This is a genomic window from Nonomuraea sp. N2-4H, assembly GCF_045291505.1.
In the GTDB taxonomy this organism is placed as follows: domain Bacteria; phylum Actinomycetota; class Actinomycetes; order Streptosporangiales; family Streptosporangiaceae; genus Nonomuraea; species Nonomuraea fastidiosa.
Genome location: NZ_CP147987.1, coordinates 4370515 through 4393171 on the forward strand (window position 1 = coordinate 4370515; position 22657 = coordinate 4393171).

The following is a 22657-nucleotide window of genomic DNA, read 5'->3' on the forward strand; positions in this document are numbered from 1 at the left end:
GTGTTCGGCGTCCTGCGCGCCTACGTCCTCATCGCGCTCTGGCAGGCTCGCCCTGGGCTGGCCGGCTACGACGTGACCGACGCCGTGACCTTCTGCTTCCTCACCCAGGCGTTCATCGCGCCGATGCAGCTCTTCGGCGGCGGCCTGACCATCCCCGAGCGCATCCGCAGCGGCGACATCGCGCTCGACCTGGTACGCCCGGCGTCCCTGCAGCTGTGGACGCTGTCGGAGGACATCGGCAGGGCCGCCTACCTGTTCCTCGTGCGCGGGATCCCGCCGATGCTGATCGGCGCGGTGCTGTTCGGCATCAAGGTGCCCGCCGGCGCGGGTCAGTGGGCCGCGGTGGTGGCCGGTCTCGCCATCGCCGTCGTGCTCAGCTTCGCCTGGCGCTACCTGCTCGCCCTGTCGGTCTGCTGGCTGCTCGACGACCGGGGCGTCCAGGTGCTGTCGTTGGTCCTGATGACGTTCTTCTCGGGGATGATGGTGCCGCTGCACCTCTTCCCCGGCGCTTTCGGCGACATCGTCGCCGTGCTGCCCTGGGCGGCCATGGTTCAGGTGCCCGCCGACCTCTACCTCGGCAAGGCCGACGTCGTGGAGGCGCTGGCCTTCCAGGTGTTCTGGACGGTCGTCCTGCTCGGGCTCGGCGCGCTCGGCACCCGCGCGATCCGCCACAAGGTGGTGATCCAGGGTGGTTAGGACGTACCTGCTGCTCGTCTGGACGTGGACCCGCTCCGCCGCCGCCTACCCCGCCTCGTTCGTGATGATGACCCTCTTCGGGTTCATCACGGCGGCGATCGACGTGGGCGTCATCCTGGTGGTCTTCGCCAACACCACCAGCCTGGCCGGTTTCTCCCGCGAGGAGGTGCTGTTCCTGTACGGCGCCGCGAGCGTGTCGTTCACCGTGTGCGACACGTTCGTCAGCAACCTCGACCGGGTCAGCCAGCACATCAAGGCGGGCACGCTCGACACGATCCTCATCAGGCCGGTCAGCCCGTGGCTGCAGCTGGCCACCGACCGGTTCAACCCCACCAGGGTCGGCCGCATCGTGCAGGCGGGCCTCGTGCTCGGCTACGCGATCGCCGCCCTCGGCATCGACCCGCGGCGGGCCTGGATGATCCCCGTCATGGTGATCACCGGCATCGTCATCTTCGCGGCGCTGTGGACGCTGGCCGGCGCCGCGCAGTTCCTGCTGACCGACGCGCCGGAGGTGGTCAACTCCTTCACCTACGGCAGCCAGCAGCTCAACCAGTATCCGCTCAGCATCTATGCCCGCGACCTGGTGGCGGGCGTGACGTACGTGCTGCCGCTCGCCTTCATCAACTGGCAGCCCGGCCTGTACGTCCTGGGCCGTGCCGACCCCTTCGGCACACCGGAGTTCATGCGGTTCCTGGGGCCGGCCGTCGCGCTGGTCCTCGCCCTGGTGGCCGGGTTCGCCTGGCGGCAGGGCGTACGGCACTACCGATCCACGGGGAGTTGATGATGATCGAGCTCGACAGGGCCGGGCGCTCGTTCAAGGTGCGCGGCAAAGTCGTCCATGCCGTACGAGACCTGACCTTCACCGTGCAACCTGGGGAGTTCGTCGGCTACCTCGGGCCCAACGGCGCGGGCAAGTCCACCACGATCAAGATGCTGTGCGGCATCCTCACCCCCACGACGGGCACCGTACGGGTGGCCGGGCTGGAGCCGTCGCGGCGGCGCACCACGCTGGCGCGGCGCATCGGCGTGGTGTTCGGCCAGCGCACGACGCTCTGGTGGGACCTGCCGCTGAGCGACAGCTTCGAGCTGATCCGCCACCTGTACAAGGTGGAGCGGGCCACGTTCCGGGCCCGGCTCGACGAGCTGACCGAGACGCTCGACCTCAGCTCCTTCCTGCGCACGCCGGTGCGGCAGCTCAGCCTCGGCCAGCGCATGCGCGGCGACCTGGCGGCGGCGCTGCTGCACGCGCCCGACGTGCTGGTGCTCGACGAGCCGACGATCGGGCTCGACGTGGTCAGCAAGGCCGGAATCCGTGACTTCCTGCTCCGGCTCAACGCCGAACGGGGCACGACCGTGCTGCTGACCACGCACGATCTGGGCGACATCGAGCGCTTGTGCCGGCGGGTGATGCTGATCGACCACGGGCGGCTGGCCTTCGACGGGACGCTCGACGACCTGATGGCCACCGCGCCCGGCCAGTCGTCTCTGGAGGAGGTGGTCACCCGCCTGTACACGGGGGCGAATCAGTAGTAGCCGCCCTGCCGGCTGGTCTCGTACTCCTCGTCGTACTCGTCCTGCTGCCGCGACCAGCGTGACGGCATCAGCACGGGGATGAACAGGGCCACGCCGAGCAGCGCGTACACACCGCTGGTGAGCAGCGTCCTCGCGCCTTCGCCGGCTTCGAGGACGATCTGGTTCATCGACTGGCCCGACGGGATGAAGGACAGCGCCCTGTTGACGTCGAGGGCGTACACGACGGTCCAGGCCAGCAGCACCATCGAGGGCACGAACGTCGCGAGCGGCGAGATGCGGCCGGCGGTCACGAGCCCGACGACGAGACCCACCGCGGCCATCGAGCCCAGCGAGATCCACAGGGTCTTCTCGTCGACCGTGGTCGCCGCCGCGACATCGAGCGCGTGCCGGACCGCCCATCCGCCGCCCCCGAGCACGGCCGCCGTCACGACTACACCGACGAGCAATCCAGCTAAGTGCCGCAACGTTCTCACCTCTATGTCAACGTGGTCGGCACTGACACTAGCGACAAATGCCATATACGGCCCAGGCATTGGGCAGCTTGGGTCTCCACCGGCCTCGGCCCGTGAGACCATGAGCACACCCATGCGTGCGCAACTCCCGATGAGGCTCGCGCGGACGGCCGCCTTCGCCGCCGTCTGCGTGGCGCTGGCCGCTTTCGCCCACGTGCTCGGCGGCGGTGCCGCCCCGGCTCCGTGGACGGCCGCGCTCGGCCTCGCCGGGGTGTCGGTGCTGGGGCTGGCCCTGTGCGGCAGGGAACGCTCGGCGGGCACGATCAACCTGGCGCTGGTCGGGGTGCAGATCGGGCTGCACGAGCTGTTCGCGGGCGAGGGCGCCGGCTACGTGTCGGTGCACGGCCACGCGCAGGGCGGGCTCGGGGTCAACGCGGGCATGCTGGTGACCCACCTGACGGCGACGATCATCACCGGGCTGTGGCTGGCGCGCGGCGAGGCCGCGCTCTGGTCGGTGCTGCGCCGGCTCGGCCGCCGCCTCGTGCTGCTCGTCCTGCCCGCCGTACCCGTGCGGCCCCGGTGCGCTCCACCCGTGGTGACCAGGGTGCTCCCGCTGCGGCCGGTCTTCCGGCACAGCGTGGCCAGGCGCGGTCCGCCGCTTCCCGCCTGACCTTCTGACGCCCCTGTCCAACCCCCCGATCACACGTGGAGTTCTCGCATGTCCTTCGTACGCCGTGCGGCGACCGTGCTCGCCGCCACCGCCGCGCTCACCACCGCCCTGGCCCTGCCCGCCATGGCCCACGTCTCCATCCAGCCCGGCTCGGCCGAGCAGGGCGGCTTCACCAAGGTCGCCTTCCGGGTGCCCAACGAGCGCGACAACGCCTCGACCACCAAGATCGAGGTGTCCTTCCCCACCGATCACCCGCTGGCGTTCGTCTCGGTCAAGCCGGTGCCCGGCTGGAAGGTCGAGGTCACCGAGGGCGAGCTGCCCAAGCCGGTCACGACCGAGTACGGCGAGCTGAAGGAGGCCGTCACCAAGGTCGTCTGGTCGGGCGGCAAGGTCGAGCCCGGCCAGTTCCAGGAGTTCGAGGTGTCCATGGGGCAGCTGCCCAAGGACGTCGACTCGCTGATGTTCCCGACGAAGCAGACGTACTCGAACGGCGAGGTCGTCGACTGGTCGGAGGCGCCGAAGGCGGACGGCTCGGAGCCCGAGCACCCGGCGCCGCTGCTCAAGCTGGTCCCCGCCGCCGCTGACGAGAACGGCGCGGCCACGACCGCCGCGACCGCTCCGGCGAGCTCCGCGCCGTCTGTCGCGCCGGTGGCGGCGGCCGAAACGGCGTCGGACACCACGGCGCGGCTGCTCGGCGGGGCCGGGCTGCTGGTCGGTGCCGCCGGCGTCGTGGTCGGCGTGCTCGGCCTGCGCCGCCGCCCCTCGGCCTGACCCCTTCGTCCGTGCGGCGCTCGGGTCACGCCCCGAGCGCCGCACGGGCGCCCAGGACGCTCACGACGCCCTGACGCTCCCGACGTTCAGGACGTGATGTCCTTGCCTGAGAAGCGCGCCCAGGCGATCGAGCCGAACAGCAGGATGTACGCCCCGAACGCCAGCAGCCCGTCGCGCAGCGCGGCCACGTCGATCGGGCTGCGCAGCACCGCGTCGAAGTCCGTGAACCTGGTCGGCAGCAGGTACGGGGTGACCGCGTTCAGGTCGGGGATGGCCCGCAGCACCTGGGAGACGATGACCAGCACGATGGTGCCGGCGATCGCCCCGATGGACACCTCGGTGAACGTCGACAGCGCAAGCGCGATCGCGGCGAGCGCGGCCATCCCGGCGCCGACGTACCCGACGCAGACGACGATCCGCAGCAGGCCCTCGGTCATGGTGACGGTGGTGCCCGACAGCAGCGTCACCGGCCCGGCCGGGAACAGCAGCAGCCCCGTCAGCAGTGCCGACAGCGCCACCACCGCGGTCACGGCGTAGGAGTAGACGACCGCGTTGAGGAACTTGACCGCGAGCAGCCGGGTGCGGCCCGCCGGGGCGGCCAGCAGGTAGCGCAGGGTGCCCGCGCCGGCCTCGCCGGCGATCGAGTCGCCCGCCACCACGCTCACCGCCACCGGCATCATCAGCAGCACCAGGAACGAGAACGACAGGAACGTCAGCATCAGGCTGTTGCCCGCGACGTCCTGGACGATGCCGTCCATGCCCTCGCCCGAGCCGCCGACCGCCCGCAAGGTGATGCCGACGATGACCGGCACGAGGGCGAGCACGCCCAGGATCACCAGGTTGCGCGGGCGGCGGAAGGTCAGCCCGAGCTCGGAGGCCAGCAGCCGCCAGAACGCCGCCACCGGCCGCCCCACCCCGGCGACGGCCCCGGCCGTCCGGCCGCCATCGGCGGTCCCGGCGGCGGAGCCGGGGGAGCGCCGGTCGAGCGTGAACGTGCCGGCCGATCCCCCGTTCTCAGCCGTCGACATCGAAGCCCTCCCCTGTCAGTCCCACGAACACGTCTTCAAGGCTCGGCCGTACCACGGCCAGCCCGCGTACGGCGACGCCCTCCCCCACCAGGGCGGCGTTAACCCGCTCCGGCGCGTGGCCGCCCAGCTCGGCGGTGACGTGCGCGTCCCCGGTCCGCACGTCGTCCATGCCCAGGCGTTCCAGCACCCGGACGGCGGCGGCCGCGTCCGGCGTCTCGACGCGGATGCGGACGGCCAGCCCGGCGCTGAGCGAGGCGATCGTGCCCTGCGCCACGAGCTTTCCCGCACGCATGATCGCCGCGTGCGTGCACATCTGCTCGACCTCGGCCAGCAGGTGGGAGGAGACGAACACCGTGGTGCCGTCGGCGGCGATCTCCTTGACCAGCGCGCGCACCTCGCGGGTGCCCTGCGGGTCGAGCCCGTTGGTGGGCTCGTCCAGGACGAGCAGCTCGCGCGGCCTGAGCAGGGCGGCGGCGATGGCCAGCCGCTGGCGCATGCCGAGCGAGTAGGTGCGGTAGCGCTTGCCCGCGGCGGCCGCCAGCCCGACCCGGTCGAGCGCGTCGGCGATCCGCCGCCGGGCGGTGGCGCGCGAAGCGGTCGGGTCGGCCGCGTCGAAGCGCATGAGGTTGTCGGCGCCCGACAGGTACGGGTAGAACGCCGGCCCTTCGACCACCGCCCCCACCTTCGGCAGCGCCTGGACGGGCGGCAGCCCGAGCACGGACTGCTCGCCCGAGGTGGGCGTCACGAGGCCGAGCAGCATGCGGATGGTGGTGGTCTTGCCCGAGCCGTTGGGCCCGAGGAAGCCGAACACCGAGCCGCGCGGCACCGTCAGGTCGAGCGCGTCGACCGCCACCTGGCCGCTCCTGAAGCGCTTGGTCAGCCCCCGCGTGACGATCGCCGCGCCCACCGTCTCCACGAGCGTGTCCGGCGCGTCCGCACGCGTCGCCGTGTCCATCGTCTCCCCCGCATCCGTACTGAATCCTCCTCCGCCGGAGGGCGGGGCCGCCCCGGAGGGCGCCCCCGCTTCGTGCGTGACCGACGTCACTTGACGCCCGCCGCCCGGATGATCTCCTCCGGGGTGACCGCGCCGACCAGCAGCCGGCCGTCGTCGGTGAGCAGGGCGGTGACGAGCTTGGTCTTGATCAGCCTGCCTGAGCCCCACGGGCCGCTGACCGGGGTGGCGCTGTTCAAGACGCTGTCGAGCACCGCCTGCGGGTCGCCGCCGCCGTCGAACCTGCCGTGGCCGCGGTGGCCGGAGCCGTCCTCGCGCGCCTGCTCGGCCTTGGCCGACAGCTCGCCGGGGTCGAACGGCAGCACCGCCACCCTCGCCCAGCCCTCGCCGACGATCTTCGCGGTGTCCGCGACGTCCTTGGCGTGCTCGGCGTGCTCGGCGTGGGCCGCCCGGTCGAGCCCGATCTCCTTCTCCTCCACCTTGGCGCCCGCGGGCGGGGTGAAGGTGAAGTTCTCGGCGGCCGGCGGCGTGAACGTGACCTGCGTGAAGCCCACCTGGTAGGCGGGCTCGGCCGAGCCCTTGGCGTAGATCTGGACCTGGAGCGGGACGTACGTCTCGCCGTCGAGCGCGATGCGCACCTCCTGCACCAGCGAGCTCTCCGCCTTGGGCGAGAGCACGAGCTGGTACACGGGCCGCCCGGCCACCTCGGCGGTGTTGATCACCCGGACGGCGGTGTGCTCGCCCGCCTCGGCCAGCACGCGCTCGGCCACCTGCTGCGGAGTGAAGTCCGTAGGCTGTGGCACGGGCGTCTCCGGCCGCTCCGGCCCGCCCTGCTTGATGGTCAGCTTGGTGGCGGTGTTGGTGGCGCTGTCCCAGTACCACGCCTGGCCGCCGTTCAGGATCAGGTTGGTCTCGTTGAGCTGGGTCGGCATGGCCACGCGCAGCTTGTCATCGGCGCCGTACCAGACCTTCACCTCGTGCGAGCCGGACAGCAGGCTCAGCGGCGAGGAGCCGGTGGCGGCGGCCGGTAGCGCGGGCAGGCCGAGCGAGGCCGTCTGCTGCACGGTGCCGGACATCGGCGGGATGCCGCCTTCCTTGCTGGTCGCCGCCACGGCGTCGGCGAGCAGCTGCTCGGCCGAGCGCTCCGGCAGCACGGGCTCGCCGCTCACGGCGGCGATGACGGGGCCGGCGCCGATCGCGGCTCCGATCACGGCGGCCGCCGCGACCGGGACCCCCCACCTCACGAGCGTGCCTCTTCGCATCTCACTCCTTCACGGTATGTCGATGCTCAGAGCCTGCGTCAGCGATCCTGTGGCGATCCTGAGACAGTCTGAGACGGCTCTCAGTCTTCTCAGCGCAGTCTCAGCGCCGGAACGGGAGAATCAGCACATGAGAGTACTTGTCGTCGAGGACGAGCGCCGGATGGCCGCCGCACTCCAGCGGGGGCTCCAGGCCGAGGGTTTCGCCGTCGACCTCGCCCACGACGGCGAGGAGGGCCTGCACGCCGCCCGGCACGGCGACTACGACGTGGTCGTGCTCGACATCATGCTGCCCAAGCTCTCGGGCTACAACGTGTGCAAGCAGTTGCGCGCGGAGGAGAACTGGGTGCCGATCCTCATGCTGTCGGCCAAGGACGGCGAGTACGACATGGCCGACGGGCTCGACCTGGGGGCCGACGACTACCTCACCAAGCCGTTCTCGTACGTGGTGCTGGTGGCCAGGCTGCGGGCGCTGATGCGGCGGGACGCCGGGCGGCGGCCGTCGGTGCTGCTGGCCGGCGACCTGTCGCTGGATCCGGCCAGGCGCCGGGTGGAGCGGGGCGGGACCGCGATCGAGCTGACGCCCAGGGAGTTCGCGCTGCTCGAGTACCTGATGCGGCGGCGGGACGAGGTGGTGTCGAAGTCGGAGATCCTGGAACACGTGTGGGACACCTTCGACACCGATCCCAACGTGGTCGAGGTCTACGTCGGCTATCTCCGCCGCAAGATCGACGCCCCGTTCGGCAGGAACGCGCTGCAGACCGTGCGCGGCGCGGGCTACCGGCTGGCGGGCGACGGTGGCTGACTCGCCGCTGGTCTGGTGGCGGCGGCAGGGGCTGCGCTTCCGGCTCACCGTCGCGGCCGCCGCCGTGCTCGCGCTGGCGCTGGCGCTGTCGGCGTCGGTGCTGCTCAGCGTGCTCGACCGGGCGCTGATCTCCACGGTCGACGACACCACCAGGCAGCACGCGCAGGCCGTCAGGGTGGCGGCCGACGCGGGCACGCTGACCAGCCCCATCACCACTCACGACGGCACGATCGTGCAGGTCATCGACGCCGGCGGGCGGATCACGCACGTGACGTACGGCGCGGACAGGCTGGTGCCGCTGCTCGACGCGGAGGGCAGGGCCAAGGTGCTGGCCAAGGGCGAGCCCGTGCTGCTGGACGGGCGGCCGTACGCGATCCCCGGGTTCCTGCGCGTCGTCGTGCTGCGCGCCGACCGCGGGCAGACCGTGGTGGCGGCCCGGCCGGTCAACGAGATCCAGACCAGCCTGGCCACCGCCGGCAAGGTGCTCTTCGTCGGCACGCCCGCGCTGATCGTGCTGCTGGCGGTGGCGAGCTGGCTGATGATCGGCCGTACGCTGCGGCCGATCACCGCGTTGCGCAGGGGCGCCGCGGAGATCACGCACACCGCCCGCTCGCGCCGCCTGCCGGTGCCGGAGTCGCGTGACGAGGTGCACTCGCTGGCCACCACGCTCAACGACATGCTGGCCCGGCTGGAAGAGGCCGAGCAGCGCCAGCGCGCGCTGGTCGCCGACGCCGCCCACGAGCTGCGCAGCCCGCTGGCCAGCATCCGGCTGCAGCTGGAGGTGGCGCTCGGCCACCCCGACGGTCAGCACTGGCAGGAGACCGCCGAGGGCGTGCTCGAAGACACCCTGCGGCTGTCCAGGCTGGCCGAGGACCTGCTGGCGCTGGCCAGGCTGGACGAGCGCGGGGGTGTGCTGGCCCGCCGCGAGCCCGTCGATCTCGACGAGGTCGTACGGCGGGCCGTGGACCGCTATCCCGAGGTCCGGCTGACCGCCTGTGAGCCGGTGGTGGTCACGGGCGATGCGCTGGACCTGAGCCGGGTGCTGACGAACCTGCTGGACAACGCCGTACGCCACACCACCTCCACGGTCGAGGTGGCGCTGACCGGTGACGGCGTGCTGACCGTCACCGACGACGGTCCCGGCATTCCCGAGCAGGATCGCGAGCGGGTCTTCAACCGCTTCACCCGGCTCGACACCGGCCGCAGCCGCGACGAAGGCGGCGCCGGGCTGGGGCTGGCGATCGTCCGGGAGACCGTGCGCGCACACGGCGGGACCGTCCGGCTGGAGGACGCCGAACCGGGGCTGCGGGCGGTCGTCACGCTGCCGCCTGCCCGCTAGCCATACCCGTTGGTGTCCATGGAGGGGCTGGGCCCTGGTCTCGCGGGGCTCTGCGTGTTACGCACGGGTCATGCGCGTGGTACGGGACCGGCCATCGGGGCTCGATCGGAGCGCCGCCTCCATGGCGGCGCCCGCTCCCGCGCCTGCGCTCACTCCCCCTGCGACGCCGCGTGAGGCAGGCCCTGAGCCCGTGTCCGGACTCGTGCGTGGACTCGTGCCCCGGCTTGCGCAGGGACTCTCGCCTGGGCCTGTGCTCGAGGCCGTCGCCGGATCCGCGCATGCCGCCGGAGCATGCGCGCATGACGTCCTCGCGGGGATCAGCAGGGGGTTCCGGGAGTTCCGGGGTTCACCGGGGGGTGTTGTCGGTCCGCTGACGAAGCTGCGGCTGCCACGGCGCCGGCGCCTCAGGGGCAGGCGGCGTCACCGGGATGGCGTGGCTCGCCATGCGGAAATGGATCGTTCCAGATGGGTATGTCAGGCTGCGGTTCCTTTCTCGGCGGTGGCCAGGAAGTCCTGGGCGATGAGCGGCAGGCGGCGGCGTGCGTGCACGACCGCGACGACGCGACGCACCGCGGGTTCGAGCGAGCGCACCACCAGGCCCGCGCGCGCGGCCTGCTCGGCCATGCCCCGGTACCACAGCAGCGAGGCCTGCCCGGCGCGCACGGCGTTGAGCCAGCCGTTGCGCTCGTCGGTTTCGAGCACGACCTTCGGGGTGACCGAGAACTTGCCGAACATCGCGTCCAGCTCCCTGCGGCGCAGGCTCCCCCGGGCGGGCAGGGCCAGCCGCATGCCGTGCAGCCTGCCCATGGGCACCGGGTTGGGCAGTTCCAGCCCCGGCGGGGAGATCAGGACGATCTCCTGGCGTTCGAGTGGATGGGTGATGAGATCGGTGGGCACCGGCAGGTCGGTGAGACCCAGGTCGGCGCGCTGATCCCGGATGGCGCTGACGACGCCGTCGCGGCCGTCGCAGCGCACGATGTGGACGCGCACGCCCGGATGCTCGGCCGCGTAGGCGGGCAGCAGCCGCCCTGCCAGGCCGGGCTCCAGGCTGGGAGTGGCGGCGATGCGGAGTTCCGCCTCGGTGACCGTCGTCTGGTTGGCCAGGCCCTCGATCTCGTGAACGGCGTCGAGTGCCTCCCTCGCCAGCTTGACCACCCGGCGTCCCTGCGCGGTGACGACCACCCCGCGTCCGGAGCGAGCGAAAAGTGTCATGCCGAGCTCGCGCTCGAGATCGCGGATCGCGCGGGAAAGCGCAGGCTGCGCGATATAGAGCGATCTGGCCGCATCGGTCATGGTGCGGTGCTCCGCAGTCGCGACCACATAGCGGAGCTGCTGGAGATTCATGCCAAAGAAGCTAGGACAATGCCCGCCGTCGAGACCGGGATATAGCGGAGATCACCTCGACTGATTACGAACTGTAACCGAGTGCTGCTACATCCGTGACGGGTGATACGTCAGTATGCTTTTGCCCCAAATTTGGCAAGGGTCCGGCAAGCCATGTCCCAAACCATGGCAAATGCAGACATCCAGCTAAACGGGGAGACAGGTTGACAGGGAACGGGCACTATCCACCCCCGCCACAAGGGCCAGGGCAGCCTCAACGGCCACCCTCGTTGCCCTGGCCGCCGCCGGGCTACCGGGGGCCGCAGCAGCAGGGCGGCCCGTACCCACAGCCACAGCAGCCGCCACAGCCGCATCCGCAGCAGGGGCCGCCTCCGCCACCGCCGTACGGGCAGCCCCATCCACCTTATGGGCAGCCACCGCAGGGACAGCCTCCCTACGGGCGGCCGCCGCAGGGACAGCCGCCGTACGGGCCGCCGCAGGGGCAGCCGCCGTACGGGCCGCCGCAACCGCCGCACGGGCAGCAGCCGCCCCGGCCGCCGCACGGCCAAGGGTACGGGCAGCCGCCGCCTCCGCCCCCTCCTCTCCTGCCGCCGGTGCCGACGCAGCGCTGGCAGGGACCGCCCGTGAAGCGCGGGCTCGGCGTCGGGGGAACGCTGGGCCTGGTGCTCGGGTCGCTGGCGACGCTGTTCGTGCTCCTCATCGTGGGCGCGGCGCTGCTGGACGGCGCGTCGAGCAAGGACACGACGACGCCGGTCGCGATCCCCTCGTACGACCCGGATGACGACGAGCCGTCCGAGGTGCCCTCGTACGACACCTCCGACAGGCCGGACGAGGAGGAGACCCGCAGCGAGAAGCCGACGCCGAGCAGGGAGCCGACGCGGCGGCCGGAGCCGGAGGTCACGCTCGACACGAGCCTGAAGACCAACACGATGTACAAGGCCGGCATGCTGCCCCGGCTGCGGTGCCCGGCGGGCAACGCCAGCATCTACAGCCACAGCCAGCTCAAGGCGCTGATCCTGAAGACCGGCCAGTGCATGAACCGGGCCTGGAAGCCGATCCTGGAGAAGCAGGGCATCAAGTTCAGCCCGCCGCGGTACGCCATCGCCTCAGGGCGCGGGCGCGGCGCGTGCGGCGACTACCCGCAGCCCGGCAGCATGGTGCCGTACTACTGCCCGCGCAACAACACGATCTACGCCTCCACCTCGGCCATGGCCAGAGGCAACGGCAACGCGCGCGGCTACGGGCAGATCCTGAGCTGGCACGGCGGCATCATCAGCATGATGGCGCACGAGTACGGCCACCACGTGCAGAACATCACCGGCCTGATGGACTCCTTCTGGCGGCAGACCCTCGCGTCGAGCAGCCAGAGCGGCAAGCTCGCACTCAGCCGAAGGTTGGAGCTCCAGGCAACCTGCTTCGGTGGCATGTGGATGCGGTCGGTGGCGGCGTCGTACCCGGTCAGCACCGCCAACCGCAACAAGCTGTTCTGGTTCTACGGCCAGGTCGGCGACTACCCCGGCTGGCCCCGCGACCACGGCAAACCCGTCAACAACCACCGGTGGTTCCGGCAGGGCTGGGAGCGGAACCAGGCATACCAGTGCAACACGTGGATGGCGCCCGCCTCGACCGTCTCCTGATGCTCCCCTGATGTTCATCTCAGGTTGGGCACATGTCTCGGTTGTCCAGATATGGGGACTAGAATCCTGGCAATCTTGTGCCCAACGGGGGGCAAACGTCAGTTTTGCCTGGTAGGCGTGATAAGGAGCCGGGTGTGAGCAATCGCGATGGGGAAGACACCGTGCCAGAAGGCAGGAAACGGCGCCCCCAGCGACGATCGCGCACGGGTGGCAGCACCGAGCCGGGGGCGGCCGGTCAGGACATTCCGGTAGCGGGGCCGTCGGCGTCCCGCTCGTCCGGCTCGGAGCCGGCCTCGTCCCGCTCGGACCGGTCCCGCGGGCAGGGGCCTGAGTCTTCCGCGTCGCGCTCTCGCACGCCGGGGTCTGAGTCTTCCGCGTCGCGCTCTCGCACGCCGGGGCCTGAGGCTCCGCGCGCCCGTTCGGACCGCTCCCGTGCGGCCGGGCCCGAGGGCGCCGCGCCCCGGCAGCCCGGCTCCGGAAAGGACTCCGCCAGGGACGGCGGCGGGCGGGCCGCCTCGGGGGCGGCCAGGCCCGGCGGCTCGTCCTCCGGCAAGTCGTCCGCCCGCTCCGGCGCCAGGAACCGCTCGGAGAGCCCGTCGCGGACGCGGCCCGGCTCGTCCTCCCGCCCCGACGGCTCGAAGAAGGCGCGTCCCGCGCGCAAGCCCGGCTCCGGCTCCGCCGCGCCGCGCTTCGCCAAGCCGCTGTCCCCGGCCGCCTTCCTCGGCTGGACCGCCCTGTCCGCCATCGTGCCCGGCGCCGCTCACCTGCGGGCCGGGCACCGCCGTACCGGACTGGTGCTGATCAGCGCGTACGCGGTGCTGCTGCTCGGTCTGCTCGCCTACGGGCTGAGTGTGGCCAGCGACCTGTCGAACGCGGCGTTCCTGGCCGACGACACTGCGATGACCACGGTGATCGTGCTCGCGGTGGTGTTCGCGCTGGCGTGGTTCGCGCTGCTGGTGACCTCGTACATCGCACTCGGCCCCAGCAGGCTGCCCCAGCAGGGCCAGGTGGTGACCGGCATCGTGGTGGGCGTGCTGTGCGTGGCGGTGATGTCGCCGTTCGCGCTGACCGCCAACTACGTGATCGCCGCCCGCGACTCGATCGGCGCGATCTTCCCCTCGCACCCCGACGACCCGCAGGCCACTGTCGCCGCCAAGGACCCCGAGAACCCGTGGGGCGACAAGGAGCGGGTGAACTTCCTGCTCATCGGCGGTGACGCGGCGGGCAACCGCACCGGCGTCCGCACCGACAGCATGAACGTGGCCAGCGTCGATCTGAAGACCGGCGCCACCGTGCTGTTCAGCCTGCCGCGCAACCTGCAGCACGTCCGCTTCCCGCCCAGCTCGCCGCTGCGCAAGCAGTTCCCGAACGGCTTCATGGCCGAGCTGCCCAACGGCGGCCTGCTCAACGAGGTCTGGCAGTGGGCCAACGACCACCCGCAGGTCATGGGCGGCCGCAACCAGGGCCCGCGCGCCCTCATGGACGCCATCGGCTACACGCTCGGCCTGAAGATCGACTACTACATGCTGATGAACATGTACGGCTTCGCCGACCTGGTGGACGCCATCGGCGGGCTGAAGATCAGGGTCGAGAAGGACATCAAGTGGGGTGGCCTGTACGGCACGGCCGGTGTCATCAAGGCGGGCTACCGGAAGCTGAACGGCGAGGAGGCCCTGTGGTACGGCCGCTCGCGCGTCGGCAGCGACGACTTCTCCCGCATGGCCCGCCAGCGCTGCGTCATCGGCGCGTTCGCCCAGCAGGCGACGCCGGCCGTGATCCTCGCCAGGTTCGAGAAGATCGCCAGGGCGGCCAAGCGGCTCGCGCAGACCAACATCCCCCGCCACCTGGTGCAGCCGCTGGTCGAGCTGGCGCTCAAGGTGAAGCAGGCCAAGATCACGAGCCTGCAGTTCGTGCCGCCGGAGTTCTACTCGGGCCGCCCCGACTGGGCCAAGATCCGCCGCGCCACCAAGAAGGCCATCGCCGACTCGGTCCGTCCGGCCCGCAGGGCGCAGACCGCGAACGTCTCCGCCTCCCCCAGCGTCACCGGCGCGAGCCCGACGCGGACGCGCGCGATGGCGCCCACGCAGACGCCGACCAAGAACGCCGCGAAGGCCCAGTCCCTCGACGAGCTCTGCGGCCTCTGATCCCCCGCCGCGCCACCGGTCACCGGGTGAAGGTGACGGGCAGCCGGCGGGGACCCGTCAGCGGGAGGAAGCTGCGGGAGCCGCCGTTGGGAGAGGCCGGCGGGTGAAGTGATGGGAAGCCGGCGAAGGCCCGTCAGCGGGAGAAAGTGACGGGCAGCGCGCGGGGGCCGCGTACGGTGATGCTGCCGCGCCAGCGGAGCGCCTCCGGCGGGACGGCGAGCGCGAGCCCCGGCAGGCCGGCGACCTCGGTCAGCGCGGCGCGGGCGACGAGCCTGGCCAGCGGCGCTCCCAGGCAGTGGTGCGGGCCGTGGCCGAAGCTCAGGTGGGCGTTGTCCTCGCGGGTCAGCACCGGCACGTCGGGCGCGTCGAAGCGGCCGGGGTCGCGGTTGGCGGCGGCGAGGGCGACCAGGATGGGCTGACCGGCCTCCAGGCGCATTCCGCCGAGTTCCACGGGCTCCCGCGCGAACCGCCAGGTGGCCAGCTCGACGGGGCCGTCATAGCGCAGCAGCTCCTCCACGGCCTGCTCCACCAGCTCGGGGCGGGCGCGCAGCTCGGCCATCCGGTCGGGGTGGCGCAGCAGCGTGTACGTGCCGAGCGCGATGAGCCCGACGGTGGTCTCGTATCCGGCGACGAGCAGCAGGAAGAGCATCGACAGCAGCTCGTCGCCGGTCATCCCGTCGCCGTCCCGCGCGGCTTCGGTGACGGCGCTGATCACGTCGTCACCGGGCTCGCACTGCTTGGCGGCCACCAGCTCGCGTGCGTACGCGGCCAGCTTTCGCATCGCGGCCGGCCTGGCGTCCCGCTCCCCCGGCTCCGACGAGACCACGGCCGCCGTCCACCGCCGGAAGTCCGTACGGTCTTGCGCGGGCACGCCCAGCACGTCGCAGATGACGCCGGCCTGGAGCGGCGAGGCGAAGTCCGCCACCAGGTCGTCTCCGGGCTTCAGCGCGGCGGCGAGGTCGCGGGCGCGGGCCTCGATCCCGTCGCGCATGCCGGCCAGCCGGCGCGCGGTGAAGTAGCGGGAGACCAGGCGGCGCAGCCGGGTGTGCTCGGGCGGGTCGGTGGTCAGCAGGTGGGTGCCCAGTCCGGATCGGTCCTCAAGCGGGCGGCCGCGCCCCGCCTCCTGCCAGTCGGGTGGCGCGAGGCGGGGGTCCTTGCTCAGCCGGGGGTCGGCCAGCGCGGCGCGGGCGTCGTCGTAGCGGGTGACGAGCCGGCCGTACAGGCCGCTGCGCAGGCGTACGAGCCGGGGCGCGCCCTCCTCGCGCAGCCGCGCGTAGAGCGGGTACGGGTCGGGCAGCGACTCCCACAGCATCGCCTCACCGACCGGCAGACTCGCCGGCAACGAGCTTTCCGAAGACGAGCTCCCCGAAGGCGGGCTCGTGGACGGCGACGGGTGCTCGGACGGCGAACCCTCCGAAGACGGGCTCGCGGACGGCGACGGGCGCTCGGACGGTGGTGTGTGCGCGGTCATGCGGCTCCCCGGACGTCGGCTACGGTCCCATCCTGCCCCCATGGGCCCGCAGCGCCGGGAGAGCTCACGTGCCGAGCCGGTCCAGGATCCACTCCGCGAGCGTCGCGGTCACCTGGCCGTGCTCGCTGTTGTGCGCGTCGCATGGGAAGTCGTCGAGCTCGCTCTGCTCGGGCGACAGCGCCGTGATGTCGGTGTACAGGTCCACCGGCAGGCCCACGGGGTCGAACCGCAGGGCGACGGGACTCACCGACGGGACGAGGCACGCCAGCGGAACCGCGCGTCGATGGTGGCGCCGGCCAGGCCGTCGAGTGCGTCCCAGGCGAAGACCTGCTCGTCGGGCGGCACGTTCCTGCCGGTCCCGTCGGCGGCGCCGTTGGCATCGAGTGGCACGTTCCGCCGGTGCCGGTGGCCACGCCGATCTTGCGCGGCCGGTTCGGGAACCAGCCGGCGCGCCGCAGGCCGCGCAGGAACTCATCCGACCGGCCGCCGGCAAAATCAGAGACCGTTTCATATTTTCCTATACGGTCTCCGGCGATTGTCAGGCGGTGACGGAGTTACGGCGCGGCAGCAGCACGAGCGCCCCGAGATAGAGCACGGCGGCGACGATGAGCAGGCCCTTGTAGCCGACGACGAGCGCGACGTATTCGAGGCAGCCGCCGACCATCGCGCCGAGGAGGTTCGCGCCGAACGACGTGGTGGCGTCGGCGGTGTCGGCGAAGCGCTTGGCGAAGATCACGTTCGCGGCGAAGATCGGCAGGAACGCCACCGTGACCGCCGCCACGGCGCGCAGCGGCACCGGCAGCGCGAGCAGCCACTCGTTGGGCACCAGCCAGGCGAGCAGCAGGCCGGCGAAGAGCACGGCGTACATGACGGGCAGCGGCGGGGTGCGGAAGCGGCGGGTCACCTCGACCGCGCAGAGCACCGCCACGAGCACACCGGCGAAGACGATCGCGTTGACCACCCAGGTGGTGCCGAACAGCAGCGCGAACCCGGTCACGCTCTTGGTCTCCAGCAGCATGAAGCCGACGCCGAGCAGGAACAGGTCGGCGTACGGGCGCATCCGCCGGTACGGCCCGGCCACGGCGCGCACCGCCAGCAGGCTCACCACGAGGATCAGGCCGAGCGTGATGACGTAGATCGGCGGGATCGTGGCGTCCTTGAGGTAGAGGAAGGGCCGGTCGTCTCCGGCGGGTTCGGGCGTGCCGGGTGCGGCCCCCGGCCACTCGGTGGCGCAGCGCTGGTCGGCGGCCGTCAGCCCGGCGGTGATCACGGCCTGCTGCCCCGCGGTGCTGACGACGTCGACGCACGGCGCGTGGCCGAAGGCGCGCTGCATGGTGGCGGCCAGGCGGTCGACGAGCCAGCTCTCGCGGTAGTAGTTGTACATCGAGAACGTGCCGCCGGGCTTGAGGTGGGCGCGGGCGGCCCGCATGGCCTCCTCGGTGAACAGGTAGCTCTCCAGGCGCAGCGAGCTCGCGCCGGAGACGAGGGTGAGCGAGTCGGGCAGCGCGAAGAGGATCAGGTCGTAGGTGTCGCCGCTGCGCTCAAGGAACGCGCGGCCGTCGGTGATGTGGGTGGTGACCCGCGGGTCGTCGTAGGGGCGGTCGGGGTGGGTGGAGCCGCCCAGCTCGCGCAGCTTGGGGTCGATCTCGACGGCGTCGACGCGGGTGGCGCCCTTCGACAGCGCGATCGCCACGTCGGTGCCGCTGCCCGCGCCGACGATGAGCACGTCCTTGGGCTGCTTGGTGGTGCGCTCGTACGGCAGGCCGTACTGCGCCTCCCACTGCAGGCGGACCTCCGCGGGCACGGCCTGCTGGTGCGGGATGCCGTTGACCGCGATGTCGGTGACGGGGACGCCGGCCAGCACGAGCGGCTTGGTGGTGACCTTGTAGTACGGCGACCAGAGGGCCCCGGCGGTGACCGTCTCGGCCAGCAGCAGCCCGATGACGGCAACGGCGGGCACGACGACGAGGCCCGCGTACAGCGCGGGCGGGCGGGGCACGAGCAGCACGGCGTAGCAGCCGGCCGCGATCAGCCCCCAGAAGACGGGCGGCGCGCTGAGGAACGACAGCAGCGTGAACGCCGCGATGCCGGTGAGGCTGCCGATGAGGTCGTAGCGGTACGCCTCAAGGCGCGGCAGCTCGGGAAAGCACCGGCCGACCAGCTCGGCGGGGCCCATGAGCACGATAGCGGCGGCGCAGAAGACGACCGGCAGGATCGCCCAGGCGGGCGGGCCGCTGGTGGACAGGCTCGTCCAGTACAGGACGCCCTCGGTGTCGCGGTCGACGGTGACGGGGAACGCCAGCACGACGATGACCAGCAGGGCGAGCACGACCGGCGAGTAGTAGGGCTGCCGGTTCGACCGTCCGACGCGCAGGAAGCCGAGCCCGATGCCGAGGAAAGAGCCGAGCAGTACGAAATTGGTGAAATAGCTCAGATGGACGATGTTGGAGCCGGTCCACCGGATCAGCGCGAGTTCCAGGAAGAGCATGAAGGCGCTGGCGAGGACGAGCCTCGGCCGGACCGCCAGCCAGTGGGTTTTCTCACCGTCGTCGACGGGCTTTTGCGCCTGCAGCGTCATAAGCCCTCACCGTAGTGAACGTGCTGGGAACACGGAAGCCTGACGCCGCCGGGGCGAGATGACGCTATTTGCACTCTTTGAGAGGTTCGCGCAGCTCAAAAGCCGCAGAATGGCCGGGGCGTTCAGCGGCGGAGCGGGAATGCGGGGAGCTTCGTTTCATACCGCCCGAACGCCCCTGGAGCGGGTTTCACGGTGCGGGCATGCGGAACCGGGCACGCGACCCGGCCCCGCGCTCACGCCCGGCGCCTATGGGGGCCCCGCGTGCTCACGCCTGCTCGCGGTTGAACACGCGGGTGCCGATCGCGAGGCTGAACACCGCGAAGACGACGGTGACCGCCGCGCCGATCGCCACCGTGCCGGTCAGGTAGTGGCCGTGGAACAGGTCGCGCAGCGCCTCCAGGACGTACCTGAACGGGCTGATGTGCGACAGCGCGTCCAGCCAGCCGGGCGCCATCGACATGGGCAGGAACGAGCCGGACAGCAGGATCAGCGGCACCACCGCCGTGGTCATCACCGGCGGGAACAGGTGGTCGTCGATGGTCAGCGCGATCGCGTACGACAGCGCCGCGAGGCTCGCGCCCAGCACCACGATCAGCACGAACCCGCCCGCGATCCCGGCGAGCGGCGCCCGCAGTCCGAACGCGTAGGCCACGGCGAGCAGCAGCACGGTCTGGATGACCAGCGTGACCACGTTGTTGAGCACCCGTCCGAGCAGCAGCGCGAGCCGGCTCGCCGGGGTGACCCGCAGCCGCTCCAGCACGCCCGAGCGCTTGTCGAAGACGATGCCGAACCCGGCCATGCCCGCGCTCATCAGCCCGAGCTGGATGATCAGGCCGGGCACCAGCGTCTCCCACGTACCGATGGTGACGAAGATCGGGCCGAACAGCACGAGAAACAGCAGCGGCTGGATCGCCCCGACCACGATGCCGACGCGCTGCCCCAGCGTGACGCCGAGGCCGTGCCGGAAGAGCAACCAGGTGTCGCGCAGCATCGTCACACCCCCTGCCCGCTCATCGCGCTCTCCTCGCGCAGCGACCTGCCGGTGATGTCGAGGAAGACGTCGTCCAGCGTGCGCCCGCCGCGCTTCAGCTCGGCGGGGGTGCCCTCGGCGACGATGCGGCCACCGTCCATGATCATGATGCGGTCGCAGAGCGCGTCGGCCTCGTCGAGGTAGTGGGTGGTCAGGAACACGGTCATGCCGCGCTCGTCGCGCAGGGAGCGGATGTGCTGCCACAGGCCGGCGCGGCTCTGCGGGTCGAGCCCGGTGGTGGGCTCGTCGAGAAAGAGCAGCACGGGCTCGTGCAACAGCGCGAACGCGATGTCGAAGCGGCGGCGCTGCCCGCCGGAAAGCGTCACGGCCGCGCGGTCGGCGAGGCCGGTCAGGTCGAGCCGCGCCAGCACGTCCGTGATGCGGCCGGCGACCTCGGCGCGGCCGAGCCCGTAGAGCATGCCCTGAAGCTCCAGCTCGCCCCTCAGAGGGCTGACGGGCGGCAGGCCGCTGCCTTGAGCGACGTAGCCGATGCGGCGGCGCACCTGGGCGGGCTCGCGTACCAGGTCGTGCCCGGCCACGGTCGCGGTGCCCCCGGTGGGGCGCAGCAGCGTGGTCAGCATGCGCATGGTCGTGGTCTTGCCCGCGCCGTTGGGGCCGAGGAAGCCGACGATCTCCCCCGGCTCCACCGTCATGTCGACGCCGGCGACGGCCTGCACGCCGCCTTTGAAGGTCTTGCTCAGACCCGATGTCTCAATGATCATTTCACTGCCTCCAAAATTTAAGCAACCACAATTTTGGTGCGACTGCAAACTTGGTACGATGGCAGGCATGACCGAGGGACTGCGGGAGCGGAAAAAGCGCGCGACGAGGCAGCGCATCTCCGACGTCGCGACGGGGCTCTTCATGGCGCGGGGGTTCGACAACGTGACGGTGGCCGAGGTGGCGCGGGCCGCCGACGTCTCGGTCAACACGGTCTTCAACTACTTCGGCACGAAGGAGGACCTGTTCGCCGACCGGCAGGACGAGGTGGTGGAGCAGGCGCCGAGGGTGCTGCGGGAGCGGCGGCCGGGCGAGAGCATCGTGCGCGCGTTCCGGCGCGACTACCTCGAGGCGATCGAGACCCGCCACTGGCGCTACGGGCTCAACGAGGGCAGCCACGTCTTCTCGAAGATCGTCAATGACAGCCCGGCGCTGACGGCCCGCATGCGCGAGATCGCGGTCGCGCAGGAGGAGACGCTGGCGCGGGCGCTGGCCGAGGAGCTCGACGCGCATCCTGACGACCTGACGCCGCGCCTCGTGGCGGCGCACCTGCTCGGCACCACGCGCATACTGAGCGAGCGCGCGATGACCATGATGGTCGCGGGCGAGGTGTGGGAGCGCATCGCTCCCATGCTGCGCGAGCAGGCCGAACGCGCCTTCGACCTGCTGGAGTCCGGGCTGGGGGCGCTCGGCCGCGAGCCCGGCGGCGGCGAGCCCAGCGGCGGCGAGCCCGGCGGTGGGGAGCGCGGCGGCGGCGGGCCCGGCGGCGGGGAGTCTGGCGCGCAGGAGCCGCCCGCCTAGCGGACGGCCCAAGAGGGCGGCGTGACGCGAAAAGGCGAAGAGCCCGGCTCAGGCGGGAGCCGTCCCGCGTGAGCCGGGCTCAGACGTCCGGCGCGATCAGTACGTGTTGATGCTCGCGATGACGCTCATCGTGATGATGAAGGCGACGAAGAGAGCGGCGAGGATGAGGAAGACCGTGCCGATGATGCCGCAGATGCGGCCGGCCTGGATCTGGCTGCGGTTCTCGTAGTAGTAACCGCTGGCGTCGATCTCCTTGAGTGCCTTGTTGCCCATCACCCACGCGAACGGGCCGATGAAGCTGCACACCACGATGCTGAGAATGCCCAGCACGAGGATCGTGGTGCCGTTGGGATGGCTCTGCGGAGGCGGTCCGTAGTAGCCAGGGCCGTAGTCGGGATAGGACATGCGTTTGTGGTCCCCTCACGTGGTCAAGGTCAGGTGGGTTTATACCACAGTCACCCTCTTGATCATGTTTGCGCCATCATGGTGAGGCACATGTCCACCCCTGAGGAGCCTGCCCCCGTGCGTGAACGCATCCGCGCCCTTCTCGCGCACCCGTACTTCCAGCGTTTCATCATCGGCGTCATCCTGATCAACGCGGCCACTCTCGGCCTGGAGACCTTCCCCGCCGTCGTCGAGCGCTACGGGACCCTGCTGACCGTGGTCGACCACATGGCGCTCTACATCTTCGCCGCCGAGCTGCTAGGCAAGCTGTACGTCGAGCGCACCGCCTTCGCGCGCGATCCCTGGAACATCTTCGACACGATCATCGTCGGCATCGCCTTCGCCAGCACCAACGGCGGCCTGTCGGTGCTGCGCTCGCTGCGCATCCTGCGGGTGCTGCGGCTGCTGTCCGTCGTGCCCAGCCTGCGCCGCGTCGTCTCGGCGCTGCTGCGGGCGATGCCGGGGATGAGCTCGATCGTGGTGCTGCTCTCGCTCGTGCTGTACGTGGCCGCCGTGATGGCCACCAAACTGTACGGTGCGACCGCGCCCGACCGTTTCGGCACCCTGCCGACCTCGCTGTTCACGCTCTACCAGACGATGACGGGCGACGACTGGGGCAACATCGCCCGCGAGGTGATGGCCACGCACCCTTCGGCGTGGATCTTCTTCGCCTCGTTCATCCTGGTCTGCACGTTCGTGGTGCTGAACCTGTTCCTCGCCGTCGTGGTGAGCGCCATGGACGAGGAGAACGCCGAGGAGCGGGTGGCGCAGAAGCAGGACGCCGCCTCGCAGACCGAGCGGATCCTCGCGGAGCTGGCCGAGCTGCGCAAGGAGGTCGCCGAGCTGCGGGCGCTCCAGACCGCCGTGCCGGTGGCGGCCGCCGCCGGCGCGGCGCAGAACGGGTCGTCCAAGGCGCGGCGCAACGGCCACAACGGCAACGGCTCGCGCGCCAAGAAGAGCCGCAGGTGAGCCCCGTACGGTGA

The 22657-nt window shown here is 71.4% G+C and carries 22 protein-coding genes and 1 pseudogene; 11 read left to right on the forward strand and 12 right to left on the reverse strand.

Annotation, left to right across the window (positions count from 1 at the left end):
• From WBK31_RS20225 to WBK31_RS20235, 3 genes and pseudogenes are all read left to right on the forward strand, one after another.
• The gene (locus WBK31_RS20225) at window positions 1-696 is read left to right on the forward strand and encodes an ABC transporter permease (protein ID WP_406675412.1); all 696 of its coding nucleotides are present in this window, start codon (window positions 1-3) and stop codon (window positions 694-696) included.
• A complete protein-coding gene (locus WBK31_RS20230) occupies window positions 689-1477 on the forward strand; it encodes an ABC transporter permease (RefSeq protein ID WP_406675413.1) in 789 nt (262 codons plus the stop codon). Before WBK31_RS20225 ends, WBK31_RS20230 begins: the two co-directional genes overlap by 8 nt.
• 2 nt (window positions 1478-1479) lie before the next feature.
• Window positions 1480-2169, forward strand: a pseudogene (locus WBK31_RS20235) (ATP-binding cassette domain-containing protein); the annotation flags it as partial.
• Between the two features lie 50 nt (window positions 2170-2219).
• Here the strand turns inward: WBK31_RS20235 and WBK31_RS20240 are convergent.
• Window positions 2220-2693: a hypothetical protein gene (locus WBK31_RS20240; protein WP_364053822.1), complete on the reverse strand. Its 474-nt coding sequence runs from the start codon at window positions 2691-2693 to the stop codon at window positions 2220-2222.
• A 121-nt stretch (window positions 2694-2814) separates the two neighbouring features.
• Between WBK31_RS20240 and WBK31_RS20245 the strand changes: the two genes are divergently transcribed.
• Both WBK31_RS20245 and WBK31_RS20250 read left to right on the forward strand, forming a co-directional pair.
• Complete coding sequence (locus WBK31_RS20245; protein WP_364053825.1) at window positions 2815-3351, forward strand: MFS transporter; 537 nt, start codon at window positions 2815-2817, stop codon at window positions 3349-3351.
• A gap of 48 nt (window positions 3352-3399) precedes the next feature.
• Window positions 3400-4122 carry a YcnI family protein gene (locus WBK31_RS20250; protein ID WP_364053828.1) on the forward strand — a complete coding sequence of 241 codons (723 nt, stop codon included), beginning with the start codon at window positions 3400-3402 and terminating at the stop codon, window positions 4120-4122.
• An 86-nt stretch (window positions 4123-4208) separates the two neighbouring features.
• Here WBK31_RS20250 and WBK31_RS20255 read toward each other — a convergent pair whose 3' ends face one another.
• The 3 genes from WBK31_RS20255 to WBK31_RS20265 form a co-directional block, all read right to left on the reverse strand.
• On the reverse strand, window positions 4209-5150 hold the full coding sequence (locus WBK31_RS20255; protein WP_364053831.1) for an ABC transporter permease: 942 nt from the start codon (window positions 5148-5150) through the stop codon (window positions 4209-4211).
• On the reverse strand, window positions 5137-6105 hold the full coding sequence (locus WBK31_RS20260) for an ABC transporter ATP-binding protein (RefSeq protein WP_364053834.1): 969 nt from the start codon (window positions 6103-6105) through the stop codon (window positions 5137-5139). The genes WBK31_RS20255 and WBK31_RS20260 overlap by 14 nt, the downstream gene beginning before the upstream one ends.
• Before the next feature lie 86 nt (window positions 6106-6191).
• A complete protein-coding gene (locus WBK31_RS20265; RefSeq protein WP_364053837.1) occupies window positions 6192-7346 on the reverse strand; it encodes a DUF2092 domain-containing protein in 1155 nt (384 codons plus the stop codon).
• A gap of 145 nt (window positions 7347-7491) precedes the next feature.
• On the opposite strand from WBK31_RS20265, the gene WBK31_RS20270 reads away from it, so the two are divergent.
• Together WBK31_RS20270 and WBK31_RS20275 are read left to right on the forward strand one after the other, a co-directional pair.
• Window positions 7492-8166, forward strand: coding sequence for a response regulator transcription factor (locus WBK31_RS20270; RefSeq protein ID WP_364053840.1), 675 nt, complete (start codon window positions 7492-7494; stop codon window positions 8164-8166).
• Entirely contained in the window at window positions 8159-9505 is a 1347-nt protein-coding gene (locus WBK31_RS20275) for an ATP-binding protein (RefSeq protein ID WP_406675414.1), read from the forward strand. The genes WBK31_RS20270 and WBK31_RS20275 overlap by 8 nt, the downstream gene beginning before the upstream one ends.
• A gap of 474 nt (window positions 9506-9979) precedes the next feature.
• Here the strand turns inward: WBK31_RS20275 and WBK31_RS20280 are convergent, their stop codons facing one another.
• Window positions 9980-10849: a LysR family transcriptional regulator gene (locus WBK31_RS20280; RefSeq protein ID WP_364053846.1), complete on the reverse strand. Its 870-nt coding sequence runs from the start codon at window positions 10847-10849 to the stop codon at window positions 9980-9982.
• A gap of 623 nt (window positions 10850-11472) precedes the next feature.
• Here WBK31_RS20280 and WBK31_RS20285 point away from each other — a divergent pair.
• Both WBK31_RS20285 and WBK31_RS20290 read left to right on the forward strand, forming a co-directional pair.
• Window positions 11473-12486 (forward strand): neutral zinc metallopeptidase, encoded by a 1014-nt coding sequence (locus WBK31_RS20285; protein ID WP_364053849.1) that lies wholly within the window; start codon window positions 11473-11475, stop codon window positions 12484-12486.
• 134 nt (window positions 12487-12620) lie between these two features.
• On the forward strand, window positions 12621-14630 hold the full coding sequence (locus tag WBK31_RS20290; protein ID WP_378788052.1) for an LCP family protein: 2010 nt from the start codon (window positions 12621-12623) through the stop codon (window positions 14628-14630).
• A gap of 133 nt (window positions 14631-14763) precedes the next feature.
• On the opposite strand, the gene WBK31_RS20295 is transcribed toward WBK31_RS20290, so the two are convergent.
• From WBK31_RS20295 to WBK31_RS20320, 6 genes are all read right to left on the reverse strand, one after another.
• On the reverse strand, window positions 14764-15972 hold the full coding sequence (locus tag WBK31_RS20295) for a cytochrome P450 (RefSeq protein WP_406675415.1): 1209 nt from the start codon (window positions 15970-15972) through the stop codon (window positions 14764-14766).
• A gap of 193 nt (window positions 15973-16165) precedes the next feature.
• The gene (locus WBK31_RS20300) at window positions 16166-16348 is read right to left on the reverse strand and encodes a hypothetical protein (RefSeq protein WP_406675416.1); all 183 of its coding nucleotides are present in this window, start codon (window positions 16346-16348) and stop codon (window positions 16166-16168) included.
• Window positions 16345-16491 (reverse strand): hypothetical protein, encoded by a 147-nt coding sequence (locus tag WBK31_RS20305; protein WP_406675417.1) that lies wholly within the window; start codon window positions 16489-16491, stop codon window positions 16345-16347. Before WBK31_RS20305 ends, WBK31_RS20300 begins: the two co-directional genes overlap by 4 nt.
• Window positions 16492-16639: 148 nt before the next feature.
• The gene (locus WBK31_RS20310; protein ID WP_378788048.1) at window positions 16640-18679 is read right to left on the reverse strand and encodes a spermidine synthase; all 2040 of its coding nucleotides are present in this window, start codon (window positions 18677-18679) and stop codon (window positions 16640-16642) included.
• A 265-nt stretch (window positions 18680-18944) separates the two neighbouring features.
• Entirely contained in the window at window positions 18945-19670 is a 726-nt protein-coding gene (locus WBK31_RS20315) for an ABC transporter permease (RefSeq protein ID WP_364053864.1), read from the reverse strand.
• A gap of 2 nt (window positions 19671-19672) precedes the next feature.
• Complete coding sequence (locus WBK31_RS20320) at window positions 19673-20431, reverse strand: ABC transporter ATP-binding protein (RefSeq protein ID WP_406675418.1); 759 nt, start codon at window positions 20429-20431, stop codon at window positions 19673-19675.
• A gap of 67 nt (window positions 20432-20498) precedes the next feature.
• On the opposite strand from WBK31_RS20320, the gene WBK31_RS20325 reads away from it, so the two are divergent.
• Window positions 20499-21230: a TetR/AcrR family transcriptional regulator gene (locus WBK31_RS20325; protein WP_364053867.1), complete on the forward strand. Its 732-nt coding sequence runs from the start codon at window positions 20499-20501 to the stop codon at window positions 21228-21230.
• Between the two features lie 96 nt (window positions 21231-21326).
• Here the strand turns inward: WBK31_RS20325 and WBK31_RS20330 are convergent, their stop codons facing one another.
• Window positions 21327-21635: a DUF4190 domain-containing protein gene (locus WBK31_RS20330; protein WP_364053870.1), complete on the reverse strand. Its 309-nt coding sequence runs from the start codon at window positions 21633-21635 to the stop codon at window positions 21327-21329.
• 117 nt (window positions 21636-21752) lie between these two features.
• Between WBK31_RS20330 and WBK31_RS20335 the strand changes: the two genes are divergently transcribed.
• Entirely contained in the window at window positions 21753-22643 is an 891-nt protein-coding gene (locus WBK31_RS20335; RefSeq protein ID WP_406675419.1) for an ion transporter, read from the forward strand.
• Window positions 22644-22657 lie beyond the last annotated feature (14 nt).

What these genes read in the sequence shown, in the direction of transcription:
- WBK31_RS20245 (WP_364053825.1), top strand. Translation starts at nt 2,815, where the DNA reads ATGCGTGCGCAACTCCCGATGAGGCTCGCGCGGACGGCCGCCTTCGCC.
- WBK31_RS20250 (WP_364053828.1), top strand. Translation starts at nt 3,400, where the DNA reads ATGTCCTTCGTACGCCGTGCGGCGACCGTGCTCGCCGCCACCGCCGCG.
- WBK31_RS20255 (WP_364053831.1), bottom strand. Translation starts at nt 5,150, where the DNA reads ATGTCGACGGCTGAGAACGGGGGATCGGCCGGCACGTTCACGCTCGAC.
- WBK31_RS20260 (WP_364053834.1), bottom strand. Translation starts at nt 6,105, where the DNA reads ATGGACACGGCGACGCGTGCGGACGCGCCGGACACGCTCGTGGAGACG.
- WBK31_RS20270 (WP_364053840.1), top strand. Translation starts at nt 7,492, where the DNA reads ATGAGAGTACTTGTCGTCGAGGACGAGCGCCGGATGGCCGCCGCACTC.
- WBK31_RS20280 (WP_364053846.1), bottom strand. Translation starts at nt 10,849, where the DNA reads ATGAATCTCCAGCAGCTCCGCTATGTGGTCGCGACTGCGGAGCACCGC.
- WBK31_RS20310 (WP_378788048.1), bottom strand. Translation starts at nt 18,679, where the DNA reads ATGACGCTGCAGGCGCAAAAGCCCGTCGACGACGGTGAGAAAACCCAC.
- WBK31_RS20315 (WP_364053864.1), bottom strand. Translation starts at nt 19,670, where the DNA reads ATGCTGCGCGACACCTGGTTGCTCTTCCGGCACGGCCTCGGCGTCACG.
- WBK31_RS20320 (WP_406675418.1), bottom strand. Translation starts at nt 20,431, where the DNA reads ATGATCATTGAGACATCGGGTCTGAGCAAGACCTTCAAAGGCGGCGTG.
- WBK31_RS20325 (WP_364053867.1), top strand. Translation starts at nt 20,499, where the DNA reads ATGACCGAGGGACTGCGGGAGCGGAAAAAGCGCGCGACGAGGCAGCGC.
- WBK31_RS20330 (WP_364053870.1), bottom strand. Translation starts at nt 21,635, where the DNA reads ATGTCCTATCCCGACTACGGCCCTGGCTACTACGGACCGCCTCCGCAG.